This window comes from Arthrospira sp. PCC 8006 (assembly GCF_046480465.1).
Lineage (GTDB): Bacteria > Cyanobacteriota > Cyanobacteriia > Cyanobacteriales > Microcoleaceae > Limnospira > Limnospira platensis.
Window position 1 is genome coordinate 1 of record NZ_PKGG01000101.1, and the last position, 17,357, is coordinate 17,357.

Consider the following 17,357-nt stretch of genomic DNA (forward strand, 5'->3'; position numbering starts at 1 on the left):
AGGTTCTGAGACTTCCTCAATTTCAGGAGAGGGGGCTAAAGTTGGGCTGGTATAGTTCGCTTCAACCAAACCCCTAGCCTGGGATAGAGATAATTGACCGCGAATTAGTTTAGATAGGGTATCTTGGCTTTTGGGGTCGTAGGTGAGAACTCTTGCGATGTTGTTGTAGACGTTATTCAGGGGTTCTCCGAGTTCGTCTAAAAATTCCAGTTGTACCCAGTTTTTACCGGGTTGGAATCCTTTTAAATATATGGGTTCCCAGCGATCGATAATAAAACTTTCGCCGTTGACAGTGACGCGGATACGCCAATCGATGATTTCATCTTCTGGATCTTCTTGGGCGATTAAATGTAGGGGGGCGTTGTCTAAATAGAAGTCCAGCAAAATGGGTTCAGCACCATAGGTTCCTTGGGGACGGTTATAGGTGAGTAAGGGAAGTTTTGGATCTGGGTTGTTATTGGGGGTTTTGGTGTAAATGTGAAATGTGGCGATCGCACTTGAACCATCATTTTTGAAACTTTCGCCCCAGGGATAGACAGCAAAAACTCGCAGGGTATGGGTTCCTGGTTTCAGGTCTGATAGGATAATCGGTTCCGTGGGATTGTAAATATGGCGATCGCTATCGTTGTCGATAATTAAATGTAAGTGGGGACCATCACCTAGTGTTTCGTCTCGGAAGGTGGGGAAGTCCAAAACTTGTAGTTGGACTGTGACATTATTATCCTGTAGCAACTCGTCTGGTTGAGGACTGATAATTTGGACTTGAGGTTGATAGCGATCGAGGGCTGGGTGTAATTTTTGAATGATATCTGGGGGGGATACTTCCGAAATACTCTGCTTAACAGTTTTCGCTGATGATGTCTGGGTAATTGATGGATCAGTCGGTTCAGAGTCACCACACCCAGTCATCTGAAACGTGATTACTGCGACGAGTAAAATAGTCAGCAGTTTTTTGATGGGAGTCCACCAGAACTTGTTCACAGACACAATTAAATAAACTCCTAAAACCCAAATCGTGCAAAGAAACCGTATTGTATGCAACTATAGCCCAAAACAGACCCGATCCTTAATATATATGTCAAACACATATTGATAAAATGCTGATTATCCTTAACATTTTTATCTATGTCCAGGGGCTGCCATGATCCAGCGACTGGTCCCGCTACCAACTGTATATAAAAGTAGTTGATGGCAGCAAATTTTAAGTTTTGTAACGGTTCAATGCAGATCTTTACAGAGTTTTTCGGCTGATATGGGCTAAATCCAAGATTTTATAGGGGTTTTAGGAATTCTTAATTATTGTTACCGACTCCCCCATGTGACTCGGAAAGATGATATACAATTTACAGACAACAGCGGCTGACGGCAGAATCAAAAACTGTTGTAGACAGAAGCATACAGTTGTCGTTATAATATGCCTTTAAATGCCCAAGGCAAAACTAAGGGTTTGTTGTTGCCCCCAACAAAAGTTAAGAACACTCTAAACTTTTGTGAAGGATGATGAAGGGGCTTAAAAATCCCGTTTCATAATCTGCAACAATATTTTTGTTATTTGTGATACGGAGAGGAGAGTCTAAATGACCATCAGTCCTCCAGAGCGGGAGGCAAAAGCCAAGGTCACGGTAGACAAGGACCCAACTCCTACCTCTTTTGAAAGGTGGGGAAAACCCGGTCATTTTCGCCGCGATCTTGCCAAAGGTCCAAGTACGACAACCTGGATTTGGAACCTGCACGCCGACGCTCACGACTTCGATAGTCATACCAGCGATTTAGAAGATATTTCGCGCAAAATCTTTAGCGCTCACTTCGGCCATCTGGCAGTAATCTTCATTTGGCTGAGTGGTGCATATTTCCACGGCGCGAAGTTTTCCAACTACGAGGCTTGGTTAACAAACCCAACAGGGATTAAACCGAGCGCACAAGTTGTATGGCCCATCTTTGGCCAAGAAATTTTGAATGCCGATGTAGGTGGTGGCTTCCAAGGCATCCAGATCACCTCTGGATTGTTCCAATTATGGCGAGCTTCCGGTATCACCAACGAGTTCCAACTCTACTGCACAGCGATCGGTGCATTGGTGATGGCGGGTCTGATGCTATTCGCTGGTTGGTTCCACTACCATAAACGTGCTCCCAAACTGGAATGGTTCCAGAATGTGGAGTCGATGATGAACCATCACCTAGCTGGACTATTGGGCTTAGGCTGCTTGGGTTGGACTGGACACCAAATTCATGTGTCTTTGCCAATTAACAAGCTGCTGGATGCCGGGGTGGCTCCTAAAGACATCCCCCTGCCCCATGAGTTCATTCTGAACTCCAGCTTGATGGCGGAACTGTATCCGAGCTTTAAGCAAGGACTAACCCCATTCTTCACTTTAAATTGGGGAGTTTACGCAGACTTCCTAACCTTTAAGGGTGGTTTAAATCCTCAGACTGGCGGTTTGTGGCTGTCCGATACAGCTCACCACCACCTAGCTCTAGCAGTTCTATTCATCATTGCCGGTCATATGTACCGGACGAACTGGGGTATTGGCCATAGCATGAAGGAATTATTAGAAGCTCACAAAGGCCCCTTCACTGGAGAAGGCCACAAAGGGCTCTATGAAGTTCTGACAACTTCTTGGCACGCTCAACTGTCTATTAACTTAGCAATGTTGGGTTCATTGAGCATCATTGTGGCTCACCACATGTATGCCATGCCTCCCTATCCCTATATCGCAACAGACTACCCCACTCAACTGTCTCTGTTCACTCACCATATGTGGATTGGAGCATTCTGTATTGTGGGTGCTGGTGCTCACGCTGCCATCTTTATGGTGCGGGATTACGATCCGGCTAAGAATGTTAACAACTTACTAGACCGGGTAATCCGTCATCGGGATGCCATCATCTCTCATCTAAACTGGGTTTGTATCTTCCTGGGCTTCCATAGCTTTGGGCTGTACGTCCATAACGACACCATGCGTGCCTTTGGTCGTCCCCAAGATATGTTCTCTGACACAGGAATTCAACTGCAACCTATCTTTGCTCAGTGGGTGCAAAACCTGCACACTCTAGCACCGGGCAATACAGCCCCCAATGCCCTCGCCAGCGTTAGTCCTGCCTTTGGCGGTGATGTAATTGCTGTGGGTGGCAAGGTCGCAATGATGCCGATCGCATTGGGTACGGCGGACTTCATGGTTCACCACATCCATGCCTTCACAATTCACGTGACCGTTTTAATTCTGCTCAAAGGTGTTCTGTACTCCCGCAGTTCTCGCCTAATTCCCGATAAAAGCGAGTTGGGATTCCGCTTCCCCTGCGACGGCCCTGGTCGTGGCGGCACCTGCCAAGTATCTGGTTGGGACCATGTGTTCCTTGGCTTGTTCTGGATGTATAACTCCCTGTCAATTGTGATTTTCCACTTCAGTTGGAAGATGCAGTCTGACGTTTGGGGAACCGTCGCCTCTGACGGCACGATTAGTCACATTACCAATGGCAATTTTGCCCAAAGTGCTATTACCATTAATGGATGGTTGCGTGATTTCTTGTGGGCGCAAGCCTCTCAGGTAATCAACTCCTATGGGTCAGCCCTTTCAGCCTACGGCTTGATGTTCTTGGCGGCTCACTTTGTATGGGCCTTCAGCCTGATGTTCCTGTTCAGTGGCCGTGGCTACTGGCAAGAACTAATCGAGTCCATTGTTTGGGCACACAACAAGCTCAAAGTGGCTCCGGCCATCCAACCTCGCGCTCTGAGCATCATTCAGGGTCGTGCGGTGGGAGTAGCTCACTACCTTCTAGGGGGAATTGTCACCACCTGGGCATTCTTCCTCGCCCGCATCATCTCCGTAGGATGAGGGTTCTTCGCTCGGGAATCGGGGTAACTGCCTCGATTTCCCTGGGCGGACTTAATGAGAACACCATTTAGTTAGGACTTATGGCAACGAAATTCCCAAAATTTAGCCAGGATTTGGCTCAAGATCCGACCACTCGTCGGATTTGGTACGGGATTGCCACAGCCCATGATTTTGAGACTCATGATGGAATGACCGAGGAGAATCTTTACCAAAAGATTTTTGCCTCTCACTTTGGACACATCGCCATCATCTTTCTCTGGACTTCTGGCAGCCTGTTCCACGTCGCTTGGCAAGGCAATTTTGAACAGTGGATTAAAGATCCCTTAAATGTACGTCCCATTGCTCACGCTATTTGGGACCCCCAATTTGGGCAACCCGCTGTTGACGCATTCACCCAAGCTGGCGCTTCTAACCCCGTTGATATCGCATACTCTGGTGTTTACCACTGGTGGTACACCATCGGGATGCGGACCAATGGAGACCTCTACCAAGGTTCTATCTTCCTACTTCTACTGGCTGCAGTCTTCCTGTTTGCTGGTTGGTTGCACCTGCAACCCAAGTACCGCCCCAGTCTGTCCTGGTTCAAAAACGCTGAATCTCGTTTGAACCACCACTTGGCAGGTCTGTTCGGTGTTAGTTCCTTGGCTTGGACTGGTCACTTGGTTCACGTCGCTATCCCCGAATCTCGCGGACAGCACGTGGGTTGGGATAACTTCTTGAGCACTCTGCCTCACCCGGCGGGTTTGGCTCCCTTCTTTACTGGTAACTGGGGAGTTTACGCTCAGAATCCTGACACCGTTCGTCATGTGTTCGGTACTTCTGAAGGTTCAGGGACTGCGATTCTGACTTTCTTAGGTGGATTTCATCCCCAAACCGAGTCCCTGTGGCTGACCGATATGGCTCACCACCATCTGGCGATCGCCGTGATTTTCATCATCGCGGGCCATATGTACCGGACTAACTTCGGAATCGGTCACAGCATCAAAGAAATGTGCGATGCCAAAGACTTCTTTGGTCGTCGTCTCGAAGGTCCTTTTAATATGCCTCACCAAGGCATTTATGAGACCTATAACAACTCTCTCCACTTCCAGTTAGGATGGCACTTGGCTTGTCTGGGTGTAATCACCTCCCTGGTTGCCCAGCATATGTACTCCATTCCTCCTTATGCTTTCATTGCTAAGGACTACACCACGATGGCTGCTCTTTACACGCACCATCAGTACATTGCTGGCTTCTTAATGGTCGGTGCTTTTGCCCACGGCGCTATCTTCCTGGTTCGTGACTATGATCCTGAGCAAAACAAAGGTAACGTTTTAGCTCGTGTTTTGGATCACAAAGAGGCAATCATCTCTCACCTGAGCTGGGTGTCTCTGTTCCTCGGTTTCCACACTTTGGGCATTTATGTTCATAACGATGTTGTGGTTGCCTTCGGTACTCCTGAAAAGCAAATCCTGATTGAGCCTGTATTCGCTCAGTTCATTCAGGCTGCTCATGGTAAAGCGGTTTATGCAATGGATGTGCTGCTTTCCAATCCTGAAAGCATTGCCACCACTGCTTGGCCTAACTACGGTAACGTTTGGTTGCCTGGCTGGCTGGATGCCATCAACTCCGGCACTAACTCTCTGTTCTTAACCATTGGCCCTGGCGATTTCTTGGTTCACCATGCGATCGCTCTCGGTCTGCACACCACCACCCTGATTCTGGTCAAAGGTGCGTTGGATGCTCGTGGTTCCAAGCTGATGCCCGACAAAAAAGACTTCGGCTATGCCTTCCCTTGTGATGGCCCCGGCCGTGGCGGTACTTGCGACATCTCCGCTTGGGATTCCTTCTACCTAGCTATGTTCTGGATGCTGAACACCCTGGGCTGGTTAACTTTCTACTGGCACTGGAAGCACCTGGGTATCTGGCAAGGTAACGTTGCTCAGTTCAACGAATCTTCTACCTACCTGATGGGATGGTTCCGCGATTATCTGTGGTTGAACTCTTCCCAGTTAATCAATGGTTACAACCCCTTCGGAACTAACAACCTCTCTGTTTGGGCCTGGATGTTCCTGTTCGGACACTTGGTTTGGGCGACTGGTTTCATGTTCCTGATCTCCTGGCGTGGTTACTGGCAAGAACTCATCGAGACCATTGTTTGGGCTCATGAGCGCACTCCTTTGGCGAACCTGGTTCGCTGGAAAGATAAGCCAGTGGCTCTGTCCATCGTTCAAGCTCGCGTTGTTGGTTTAGCTCACTTCACCGTTGGCTATATCCTCACCTACGCAGCCTTCCTAATTGCCTCAACTGCTGGTAAGTTCGGTTAAACTGAACCCTAATGTTAGGTAATTAGTTGCAAGTCCTCCACCATTGGTGGGGGGCTTTTTTTTTACTAATAATTAATTGATGGACTAATTAAAACCATGTTCGCTGAGAAATTCTGGGGTAATTTCTGGGGTAGCTGTGAGAGATTGCTGATGATAAATATTCACGGAATCGGTGGAATTTATACTGAGAAATTTAGCGACATATTTACCCAAAATATCTGCTTCCAAGTTGACTAAACTACCAGTTTCCAAGGTGCAAAGATTGGTATTTTGGTAAGTGTGAGGGATAACAGCGACTGCAAACCAACGACTATGACGATCGCATTCTGAAATAGTCAAACTCACCCCATTAACGGCAATACTACCCTTAGCAACCAAATAGGGAGCAATCTGTTGATTCCACAGATCAGCATCACTGGGGGGAACAAAACGCATTTCCCAGGAATTACCCACAGACACCGCCGCCTCCAGGGTGGCGATCGCATCAACATGACCCGTCACAAAATGTCCTCCCAACTTACTCCCCGCACGCAGGGAAGCCTCCAAATTCACATAACCATTTAAATCACTACCCAAAGTAGTCCGACCCAAAGTTTCCGGGGAAGCCTCCGCCACCAAGCCACGGGGCATAATTTCCACCACTGTTAGACAAACCCCATTAACCGCCACACTATCACCGATCGCCAAATCCCCCAAAATCAGATTAGTTGCACCCACCTGACAAGCTATCTGAAAGCGCGATCGCCCCAAACTCTCAATCGTCCCCAAGGCCTGAATTAATCCGGTAAACATAACTTTTTTCCCGTATCAAGTGAACGTTAAACAAACACAACCAATCACCTAGGTGGTAACTCCCATGACCAGGAAAAATCCCTAGCGATTACCTTCCCAGTAAGCTAGAATGCCCATTAAACCTAGATTTTTAGGCTAACATCAGTTAATTATCCGGCATTGTTTGACCATATTCACCAACGAGCTGTCCACAATTTCAGAGCAATTGTCGTCAATTCGGGTAAAAATCAAGGCATACTGGAATTGCTGGATTCTTACTGGCGGGTCTAACCACTTGTTGTTTGTCTATCGTATTTTATCGAGGCTGAACCGATGATTGAAATGAAAGTCGCCGGAATTGCACTAGACGCTACCACACGCAGCCCTATTGTGTTACTCAGAGATGCGTCTGAGCGACGAGCCTTACCTATTTTTATCGGTCAGGATCAGGCTAAATCGATAATCGGCGCTTTGGAAAACCATCAACCCCCGCGACCCCTAACCCATGATTTATTTGTCAATCTCATGGAAACCTGGGATATGGTTTTAGAGCGGATTGTGATTCACTCCCTCCAAGACAATACATTTTATGCAGTCTTGATTGTACGTCAAGGGGAGAATCGTAAAGAAATTGATGCGCGTCCTTCTGATGCCATTTCCATTGCACTGCGTACCGATAGCCCGATCTGGGTCATGGAAGAAGTCATCGCTGATGCTTCTATCCCTGTCGATCGTGATGCTGACGAAGCCGAAAGACGCGCCTTTCGCGATTTTGTTGCTAACCTGAGTCCAGAAGAGTTGATTAGACGGGCAGATTTTCGCAAAGACGAAGCTCAATAACTAAAATCATGCGTTATCGACGCTTTGGTAAAACCAATTTACCTCTATCAGTCTTTTCCCTGGGAACAATGCGCTATTTAGCATCCCCGGAAAATGCCCACCAAACTATAGAAAGGGCAGTTTCCATGGGAATTAACCATATAGAGACTGCCAAAGGTTATGGGAAAAGTGAGGAGTATCTGGGAGCGACTTTGCTAGGTGGTCTACCTGTGGAGCGATCGCAGCTTTATATTACTACCAAGATCCCACCCATGTCTGATCCTGATGCTTTAGAAAAGGCGATCGATGATTCCCTAACTAGGCTGAATCTTGACTATCTCGATGGTTTGGCGATTCATGGTATTAATACCCCCGAACATCTCACGGAGGCGATCGCTGGTATTGTGGGTATTGACAGAGCCATTGCAGATGGACGGGTCAGACATCTGGGGTTCTCGACCCATGCTCCGGTTGAGGTGATTCTGGAAGCGATTAATAGCGATCGCTTTGAGTTTATCAATCTCCATTATTACTATTTTTTCCAGCGCCATGCTCCCGCCATCACCCTAGCATCTCAAAAGGACATGGGGATTTTCATTATTTCCCCAGCCGATAAGGGGGGACAACTCTACACCCCCCCAGCTAAGTTAACTCAGCTATGCCATCCATTTTCCCCCCTCCAGTTGAATTATCGATTTTTATTGAGCGATCGCCGCATTACTACCCTCAGTTTAGGAGCCGCTAACCCTCAAGAATTAGATTTACCCCTACAAGTAGCCGATTCCGTAGAATCCCTCACTGAGTCGGAACAAAGCGCCTTCATGGCTCTGGAAACTGCCTTAGAGGAAACATTAGCAACCGATACCTGTAAACAGTGTTATCAATGTTTACCATGTCCTGAACTGATTAATATTCCCGAAGTGCTGAGGTTACGAAATTTGGCGATCGCCTACCATATGACCCAATTTGGTAAGTATCGCTATGGTATGTTTGAGAATGCCGGACATTGGTTTCCTGGACGTAGAGGCGATCGATGTACCGACTGCGGCGACTGTTTACCTCGCTGTCCTCAAAATTTAGATATTCCCCGTCTGTTGCGAGACACTCACCAGCGACTGGGAGGATCTCAACGACGACGTTTGTGGGACTCTTAGGGTTTTTAGGATATGTTTTATTAATCGATTTTAGGCTTGCATCAAAAGCTCTAAAAACTCTATGACAACGAGATCAGGCTTTTCGGTACATTCAGTGATATCATAATGCTGGACAATGCAAATACCTTGCGACTGTAGAAGAAAATCCATATTGGTTTCGCGATCGCGATCGTCTACATCTACCGCTAAAATACCCAGTTTTGTTTTGTAACAGACTAGGAAATGAGGAGATGGGTTTTGCTTTCCATCTGGGGTAGTCAACCGGGCTTTAGCATTTGGGAAAAACAAAACATCGGCGCGATCTAGTGCTTCGGCAATATTCACTTCTGCTTGAGACCGAAACTGCCAGCCATTCCAAGAATAAGTTAAAGATTGATAGTTTAACTCCTGTTCAGATTCAGCATTTGTCTGTTTTTCTGATTTTTCATAGCTTTGCTCCTTATACAAATCGGCTTGACAAAAGTTGGATTCATATAAGTTTCCCACAACTCTTGTGCTATCAAAATTGGTTCCAATCACATTAACCCCAGTCACCTTATTACGGTGTACGATAATTTGATGCCGCCGTAAATATCGCTTCAGAACAGATTTTAAATTACCTTTTTTTACCTTTTCTCCAAAGGCATTAGTCAGCATTTGCCAGAGTTTCGCGCCTGCATCCTTGAGGTAATCCTCCGCATAGCCAGTGCTTTTAGCCATTTCACGGTAAGATAAACCTTCCCAAGCCTGACGAAATACGACCTCTTGAACATCGTTGAGGCGTTCATAATCGAGTACTGCTTCCACAATTACCAGTGCTTCGTCAACTATCATCACTCAAAGTCCCTCAAAAGGTAAGCACTTGTGAGCAAAAAGCTACACATTCATCAAATGCAACTTAGGCAACCACATATAGCTACTTGCCAAAAGTTAACTACTGTTTTGCTATGATACTCGAAAAACATCAACTTCACCAGCAAAGCCGGTAAGATAAATTCCAGTTCAGCTATAGAAGCAGTATCATTGTCTATACCTCAACATTAGCATTCAGCACAATCATCAATATATTACTTTATTATTACTTTATTGTTACTTTATATTACTTTGTGTGACTACTAAAGATGTATAATAAGCGCCAATATGTAACTATATCTTGAATTTTGATTCGAGCCATAAAACTAATATGTCAAATTATACTCAAAATAATGACAAATTATTCACGAAAACAACAAGTTTTTATAGTATTTTTGAACAATACTTGGAAAATTCATCCGTTGTTAAATATCCTATGTATCAAGAAAAAATCAAAACTTTATCGCCACATATTTCTGAGATAGATCAGCTAGATCAAGGAAAGCATGATCAATTTAGTACAAGACTCGAAACCCTAATTTCTAACTTTTTGGAATTAACCAAACAATATTTTATAGATAACCCAAAAATTACACAGGGACTTGAAACTTTATCAAAAACTTTTGAATTGCCAGGTACAAAAATCAATCAACCTTTTACAGAATTACGACATGAATTTCTACAATGTTGGGATAACTTTATCCAAGAAATATTAATAACTTTAGAAGATAAAAATAATCAACAAAAATTGAAAAAAAGCCAAAATAATTCGACTAGTAAAATTTTTGCTTTCATGGTAATACTAAGTTTATTGATAGGACTTCCTTTGGCTTTTATTATAGTAGAATTACAAACTTCATCTAATGAATTGCCCCACCGAGAAAATCAATCATTTCCCGAAGACAGTAGCTTAGAAAATGATGCACAAACAGAACATTTTTTGCCAGAAAAACGTGATAAAAGTTATGATGCTTCACCTGATTCTAAATTCCAGGACTTCAAGGAAATTGATCGACTTCCTTCACCTTGATATCAATCTTGCTTAGTCAACATCTATAAAATTAACAATCTTTCCTCATAATTAAACGGAACCAAATGAATATAAAAACTATCTTGATTTTTGCTTTATTTTTTCCCATGGTCTGGGATGTAATTACCACTGCACTTGGTATAGTTGGTGTTTTAGGAACCAATATTATAGCATGGGGAATTGCTGTTGTTGTGGCTATTACTATTGCATCTGTCAATCTTTGTACTAAAGGTATTTTGAAGTTGGCTCGTTCTGGAACGAATGATTTTACATTGTTTTTGCCGGTAATATTAGTATTATGTATTTTATTTGATTTTACCACTTCACTAAATGGTAATGCTCGTTATCTTATATTGAGTAATGTAGCGGCTGGTAAAAATATGGGCATCATGGAAGTCTTACAAAAAGCTGAGACGGGAGAGCAGTTTTTTTACATTATATTAGTCACAATAATTACCACGGCGAGCCCGGCAATTGTTGGATGGTTAACAGATATAGATTGGTTGGATTAAATATTTAGATGTAGAATTAATCATGTTTTGGCTGATATTAGTCACATCTTTTTCAATAGCCACTGTTTTAAGCTTTGCCATAATATTTATGGGAATGATATCAATATTAGGATACAATAATTTTTGGAATTACTTGATATCAGCCATCGTATCAGGAACCATAATCTGTTTTTTTCTGGAAAGTAGAAAACTTTACCAATACTTGGGATTGGGTAATTTGTGGCAAAAGTTAGCATATTCGATTGCGGGTTTATTGTTAACAATTTTTAATATTTTTATGGCTTTAAGTGGTATCACTTATTTTTTTGATATAAAAAATGATAAATTTGATTTTTACCAGATATTAACCCATTGGCGTGAATATAGTTTTGATAAAATAATCATTATATTTTTCATCATCATTTTAGCTGTAATCAGTCCTATTGTTGTCAGTAAATGTATAACCATAAAACCATTATTTCCTACTTATAAATTTGTATTTTTAATGTCTTTATTTTCCTCTGTTTTAGTATATCACAATATACCCACCTATTTAGTATATCAAAATATACCCACCTATTCGTCTATGGAGAATATCCAAAATATGGAATCAACAAATTACCAATTTCCCCTCAATAGCTGCGGAGATTTCACGGCTGGAGGCGCTAATGTATGGTATCCAATTTGGGTTGAATATAGCTACATAAATTTACAAAATATTCGCAGAAAATTTTGTTGTGATGCTTGGCACGACCCGGAAGTAAATAAAATTCAGGTCGCTTCTTTTTATCAGGTATCTAAAGCTAAATCTTTCGTCATTTTTTTGCAAAAAAATGGTTTTCACAATGCTGAAATTGGTCATGGAAGATGGCTCTATACTTATCCTTCATTAAAAATCAATTATTGTGAATAAATATCAGCAAGCGATCGCATTAATTTAATTGGAGATATTTTTAGAATTATTGGTTAAATATGGACGCAGCCATTCACAGGCACGATTTAATAATTCATCGATATTTTCTGCCTTGCAAAGTTTCACGGTTTTGTCAGCAGAAGTTGAAACTATCCGATTACCATCATGGTTAAAATTAACGCTACTAACTACACCAGAATAGCTATTAAGTATATGGATTCACGGAATATCCCGTAGCATCTTATGAAGAACATAAATAGGCTGTCATGTGTGATATTGAGGTTTTGATGCTACTTTTTTTTCAAAAAAATATCCGATTTTAGTGGCAAGCCATAGCGCCTCCAATTCTTTATTAAGGTCAAATTTACGCATTGCCAAACGACAATCATTATCGATTTTGGTGGCGGCGGAAAGATTGCACAGATCCGATTTTAGTCAAATTCATCTGGGAAGTTCGCCGGTTTTAGCGCCGGAGTTTCTGGGTCTGGTTGCGCCGATTCAACGTTATTGATTTTGGCTTGGTCTAAAAAGTCAATTAAAATATATTCAACTTCTTGGATAGTTTCATTATTTTTGAGTTCGGAACGTAACACATCTAAAAACCTGTTAACTAATCGCTGTTGCAATTCTTGCGCGATGGGATCTGGTTGTTTATTTTGTGCCGAATAATAGGATTTTTGAGGCTGCTGGGAGATAATGGCCGCGATGCGTTTGACTAGATTATCACTCACCTGTTCAGGAAATTTCCGAATCACCGGAATTTTCTGTAAACGGCGATAAATTCCTGATTGTTTAACAGACTGACTCACCTGATAATGAAGATAGGCTTCTAAATCCTGTTGAACTTCTGGTAAAACATGACAAGCAGTAACTTTTAATAATTGTTCGCTAATTAGTTTAACTTGACTCGGACTCTCTGGTTTAGTGATATTCATCGATTTTTGTTGAGATTTAAAAATCATTTTTCGCAGTTTTCCGCTGCGGACAGTTGCTTTAAGTTGGCTAATGCTTTGGTTAACTACCACCTGGATTAATTCATTCCCAAAACTAGCAATAACTTTGAGGCGAATTTGAGCCCTAAGTGTAGCCATATTAGGTAATTTGGCTCTTTCTAAGTGAATGATAACTGGAACTATCCGAATTAGGCGAATAACCCCAATCAGTAAAAATACGTCATACCAGATCATCCTAATACATGGCCATAAGCCTAGGTGCGGATAGCGACGACGAATAAAGGAGAGTTCCACTAGAAAAAACAGCCAAAAAACAATTACCCAAGGTAAATCAACTAGCCAAAAACGGTCAATAAATTCGCCATCTATTCCCAGGTGACGGAAATACATCTGACGCATTAAAGTACCTATTTGATTGTCAAAAAAATCGAGTTCTGTTTCCCATCCTTTTTGGCTGAGGTTATCAATACTCCAGAAGGTTCTAAAGGCTTCTCTTGAGGACTGATCTACCCAAATAACTTCGGGTGCGAGGATACTTAATACCCTCATTGAATACAAAAATTTTAAGGTGGGTGTTAAGTGATTAGTCGTGGATGGATCGCCACCGTGGATATGTTCTACCATCCTATATTTCATATGAGTTATTAACCCTAAAGTGTTGTCAATTTGGGGGATATAACTGCGGTCTATCATCTCGGTGCTGAGTTGCTGAAGCTGTTGTAATAAGGGTTCAACTTGGGGCGATTCTAAACCCTCATATTCTAAAATTGCTTGCAGATCTGCTACGAGCATCAGATAGTTTTGGGAGGGTCGATAGGCTTCGACTCCCTTAATGATATCATAGCTTAATTGAGGTTCATATAGTGTAAATAGATGTCGTAAATTGATATTAAAAAATCTCAGGGAATTTTCCCAACCATTATTGGTGAAATATTCTCGACTCCAAAAGGTATTGATGGCTGTTTCCAGGTCATCGGTATTGAGATGTTCCTGGAGTCGGTTGTTAATAGCTGCTAAAGTTCCGTTGGAGTCTTGAACCCGAAATGGTGGTTGTTCTATGAGAATTTCGAGGCTCAATTGTCTAATTTCGCCTAAGAGAGGGTCAACTTGGGGAGAGTTTAAGCCTTGCTGTTCTAGGGTGGTTTGGAGACTATCTACGAGTTGTAAATATTTCCTTTGGGGATTGTTAGAACGTTGTTGGCGATAATCATCAAAGCGTATATATAAATTGCGGTTGCTGAGGTAGATAAAGTCAAAAACGACTAAGCTGAGGTTGGCGAGAATTAAAATAGCGATCGCCCTATCCATCAATAGCCGAAAATGCGATCGCCAAACCTTTCTGTTGACAGCAGATTTTGGTCGGAACCCAGATAATGATAAAAAATAAATCAGTTGGCGACCAAACACCTCCCATCTCCTTTCTTGCTGTTGATGACTATACCCGAAAGTATCCCCAGACAATTATAGCCGAAAACGCACCCGTTTAAACATCAAGGAACTGGCACAAAATCATAACCCAATCCCGATCGCCTTCCCTGTTCAACCTTAACCAATTCGGCCGCTTGGTTGCGATCGCCAGAAGGCAAAAAACGGATATTTGCGCCACCCCCCTTAGCCGAAAACCCCGGTTCTGATAGTGTCCTTTGAACTCCCTGGCGGCTAGAATCTCCAGAAATACCAGCAATCAACGCTTTAGTGGCATCATAGGCCATAGTAGTCCGCCAGTTAATATCACCACCCCATAACTGAGTCGCCGCCTCTGGAAACCCCGAATTAGTGTGGCTGAGAATATGCCAGGGAATAGCCACCACCATACCCTCGCTATCGCCTCCCACCTGTAGCACTTCAGGTCTGTAGAGACTATCTCCCCCCAAAACAGGCAAGTTTCTAGCATTAACACGCACCACCTGTAAAGCCTGACTAACGGTTTCCGTATTAGCCAATAATACGATCGCCTCTGCTCCCTGCTGGGTAACTGATTCTACCGCATCAAAGCTATTAAAATTCCCCTCAGCCAGATTAATCTCCGCCACCACAGCGCCGCCATCTCCATATAAAGCCGTAGTAAACTCATCTTTGAGAGAACGACTATAACTACTATCCTCGTTATAAAAAATAGCCGCCTGGTTGAGATTCAGGTTATCTACCATATATTTTGCCAGGGCATTAGCCGTAAAGCGATCGCTCGGAACCGTCCGAAAAATGAAATCCCCCGCCCTAGATAACTCCATCGACGTACTGGTAGGAGAAATCGCCACCAACTGACCCCGCTGATAAACCGGGGATGCCGCCACAGTCACATCACTAGCAAAATGCCCCACCACCCCCAAAACTTGGTCATCAGCCACTAGAGACTGAGCCACTTGTTCAGCCACATTAGGATTATTAGCATCATCAGCAATCAGCACCCGCAGCGGAACCCCGTTAATACCCCCGGCTTGGTTAACTTCATTTTGAGCCTGAGCCACTCCCCGCAGGATTTCCTGGGCTGCATTTTCCGCCGTAGTGATAGGAACAGAAACGGCTATTGTATGGGACTGTCCAGCACCAATGCGGGCATTATTGAGATAAATTAGGGCTTCTGGATCATTGCGATTTTGCTGTAGGGAGGCTTCCAACTCGGAAACAGCCCTAGAATAATCTCCCGCCGCCAAAGCCTCAATTCCCTCTTGTTTAGCCGGGGAAGTTGTGCTCGCAACCAATAACTGTTGCCCAGCACTGATCGCCCTAGGTCGGGAGTCATTCCTAGCTGTTGGGGAACTCGGAGATGGTCTAATGTCTGCCTCAGTTTGTGATTGCCACTGGGTAAAGGCAAAATACCCAAAGGCTAATAATCCTCCCGTAAGCAGCAAGGCTACAATCAGAATCGCTGTTTCGTTTTTTTGAGACATTATCCAATCTCCAATACCGTTTGTGCTTCTAGTTCAACTCATGAAATGAGCCGTTTCAGAATCCCGTAAATTAGACGAAATAGGGAAGTTGCCACGACGGCTGATAGTGCTGTCAATATTGGTAAAATGATGACCTGGGCAACTTCAAGATTACCGCGTGTAGTGCCAACCCAAAACACGATCGCAAAAGATATGCCAGCCACAATCAGCAGATCCCATTTTTCAATCCAACGGCGCACTTGAGCTAATAGTAACCCCGCTAACAGCAAGCCAGCAATCCCCAAACTCAAAGGTATTGTATCTAACAACGACCACAATACCATCACCAGTAATCCCCCATCAAAGCCGGTAAATGCTGCTGATGCTAGAATTTCCAGGATCGAAAAAGGTCGCCTGACGGTGGGGGTTGGCGCTTGAATTTGAGTAGCTACTGGTGCGGACACAGGCGCGCTTTGAGGAGTTACAGAAGGCGCAGGAACTACGGGAGGAGGTGGCGGTGGCGGCGAAATCGGTGGCGGTGGCGGCGAAATCATGGCATTGAGGGCTGTTAATACCTCTGTAGCCGCGCCAAAGCGATCGCTAGGGGTAGGTTGTAACATTCGGTCAAGAATGTTAGTTATGGAATCAGAAATTGTCACCTGATCTTTCCAAAGCCAAGCATTGCTGTAGCTATCAAACAAATCTTCAGGATCTTTGGCTGTTAATAACATAATTGCTGTTACCCCCAAAGCATATAAATCCGTAGATGGATAGACACTGCGACCTCGCATTTGTTCTGGGGGAGCAAATCCGGCAGAATAGATACCGGTTGATTTATTTCCTGGTGCTTGTGTGACTTCCTTAACCGCGCCAAAATCGAGCAAATGCAGAGTGCCAGAGCGATCGCGCATAATATTAGAAGGCTTAAGATCGCGGTGGATGACATCTTCCCGTGGACAAATTCCAGGACATTCAGAATTTCCCGCATTACTTCCAGCACTTCAGTTTCCGAAAACGGACCCCGGCTTGATAGTTCCTGTTCCAGGTTCTGACCGTCGATATATTCTTGAACTAGATAGAAAAATTGCTGAGGGGTGCGAGTTTGCCAACCTGTTGCTTCCAGGGGAAAATAGGCTAACAAATTGGGGATTTGAGGATGTTGGTGTCCGAGGCGATCGAGAACCTGGGCTTCCCGTTCAAATAGTCCTTGGGCGATCGCTAATTGTTGGGGGTCCAAGTCTCCGGCTGGGAGAAACTGCTTAACAACACAGGTGCGTAAACTGGTCGATCGGCGATCGCGCGCTAAAAACGCTGCCCCAAACCCCCCCTGACCAATAGGCGTTCGGTTAGGTAGCGCCCATCTAAAATCAGGGGCATACCGCAGGT

General features: G+C 43.9%; 12 protein-coding genes and 2 pseudogenes. 7 read left to right on the top strand and 7 right to left on the bottom strand.

Going from position 1 to position 17,357, the window contains the following annotated elements:
• A pseudogene (locus B9T16_RS15250) lies at nucleotides 1-987 on the bottom strand (hypothetical protein); the annotation flags it as partial.
• A 590-nt stretch (nucleotides 988-1,577) separates the two neighbouring features.
• Here B9T16_RS15250 and psaA point away from each other — a divergent pair.
• Nucleotides 1,578-3,833: a photosystem I core protein PsaA gene (gene psaA / locus B9T16_RS15255; RefSeq protein WP_317269458.1), complete on the top strand. Its 2,256-nt coding sequence runs from the start codon at nucleotides 1,578-1,580 to the stop codon at nucleotides 3,831-3,833.
• A gap of 80 nt (nucleotides 3,834-3,913) precedes the next feature.
• Nucleotides 3,914-6,139, top strand: coding sequence for a photosystem I core protein PsaB (gene psaB, locus B9T16_RS15260; RefSeq protein ID WP_006619832.1), 2,226 nt, complete (start codon nucleotides 3,914-3,916; stop codon nucleotides 6,137-6,139).
• A gap of 84 nt (nucleotides 6,140-6,223) precedes the next feature.
• Here psaB and B9T16_RS15265 read toward each other — a convergent pair whose 3' ends face one another.
• Nucleotides 6,224-6,931 carry a riboflavin synthase gene (locus B9T16_RS15265; RefSeq protein ID WP_410245019.1) on the bottom strand — a complete coding sequence of 236 codons (708 nt, stop codon included), beginning with the start codon at nucleotides 6,929-6,931 and terminating at the stop codon, nucleotides 6,224-6,226.
• A 312-nt stretch (nucleotides 6,932-7,243) separates the two neighbouring features.
• Between B9T16_RS15265 and B9T16_RS15270 the strand changes: the two genes are divergently transcribed.
• Nucleotides 7,244-7,750, top strand: a complete 507-nt coding sequence (locus B9T16_RS15270) for a bifunctional nuclease family protein (RefSeq protein WP_006619830.1) — start codon at nucleotides 7,244-7,246, stop codon at nucleotides 7,748-7,750.
• Between the two features lie 8 nt (nucleotides 7,751-7,758).
• A complete protein-coding gene (locus tag B9T16_RS15275; protein WP_410245020.1) occupies nucleotides 7,759-8,883 on the top strand; it encodes an aldo/keto reductase in 1,125 nt (374 codons plus the stop codon).
• A 30-nt stretch (nucleotides 8,884-8,913) separates the two neighbouring features.
• Here the strand turns inward: B9T16_RS15275 and B9T16_RS15280 are convergent, their stop codons facing one another.
• Entirely contained in the window at nucleotides 8,914-9,696 is a 783-nt protein-coding gene (locus tag B9T16_RS15280; protein ID WP_043468191.1) for a hypothetical protein, read from the bottom strand.
• A gap of 349 nt (nucleotides 9,697-10,045) precedes the next feature.
• On the opposite strand from B9T16_RS15280, the gene B9T16_RS15285 reads away from it, so the two are divergent.
• The 3 genes from B9T16_RS15285 (at nucleotide 10,046) to B9T16_RS15295 (ending at nucleotide 12,148) form a co-directional block, all read left to right on the top strand.
• The gene (locus B9T16_RS15285; protein ID WP_043468194.1) at nucleotides 10,046-10,744 is read left to right on the top strand and encodes a hypothetical protein; all 699 of its coding nucleotides are present in this window, start codon (nucleotides 10,046-10,048) and stop codon (nucleotides 10,742-10,744) included.
• A 65-nt stretch (nucleotides 10,745-10,809) separates the two neighbouring features.
• Complete coding sequence (locus tag B9T16_RS15290) at nucleotides 10,810-11,256, top strand: hypothetical protein (protein ID WP_014275206.1); 447 nt, start codon at nucleotides 10,810-10,812, stop codon at nucleotides 11,254-11,256.
• Between the two features lie 22 nt (nucleotides 11,257-11,278).
• Entirely contained in the window at nucleotides 11,279-12,148 is an 870-nt protein-coding gene (locus B9T16_RS15295; RefSeq protein ID WP_043468197.1) for a hypothetical protein, read from the top strand.
• Between the two features lie 24 nt (nucleotides 12,149-12,172).
• On the opposite strand, the gene B9T16_RS15300 is transcribed toward B9T16_RS15295, so the two are convergent.
• The 4 genes and pseudogenes from B9T16_RS15300 to B9T16_RS15315 all read right to left on the bottom strand — a co-directional run bounded on the left by B9T16_RS15300 (nucleotide 12,173) and on the right by B9T16_RS15315 (nucleotide 17,355).
• A complete protein-coding gene (locus B9T16_RS15300) occupies nucleotides 12,173-12,367 on the bottom strand; it encodes a hypothetical protein (RefSeq protein WP_410245165.1) in 195 nt (64 codons plus the stop codon).
• Between the two features lie 212 nt (nucleotides 12,368-12,579).
• Nucleotides 12,580-14,508: a hypothetical protein gene (locus B9T16_RS15305; protein ID WP_410245164.1), complete on the bottom strand. Its 1,929-nt coding sequence runs from the start codon at nucleotides 14,506-14,508 to the stop codon at nucleotides 12,580-12,582.
• Between the two features lie 83 nt (nucleotides 14,509-14,591).
• The gene (locus B9T16_RS15310; protein ID WP_006619827.1) at nucleotides 14,592-15,992 is read right to left on the bottom strand and encodes an ABC transporter substrate-binding protein; all 1,401 of its coding nucleotides are present in this window, start codon (nucleotides 15,990-15,992) and stop codon (nucleotides 14,592-14,594) included.
• A 38-nt stretch (nucleotides 15,993-16,030) separates the two neighbouring features.
• Nucleotides 16,031-17,355 (bottom strand): annotated as a pseudogene (locus B9T16_RS15315) (protein kinase domain-containing protein).
• Nucleotides 17,356-17,357 lie beyond the last annotated feature (2 nt).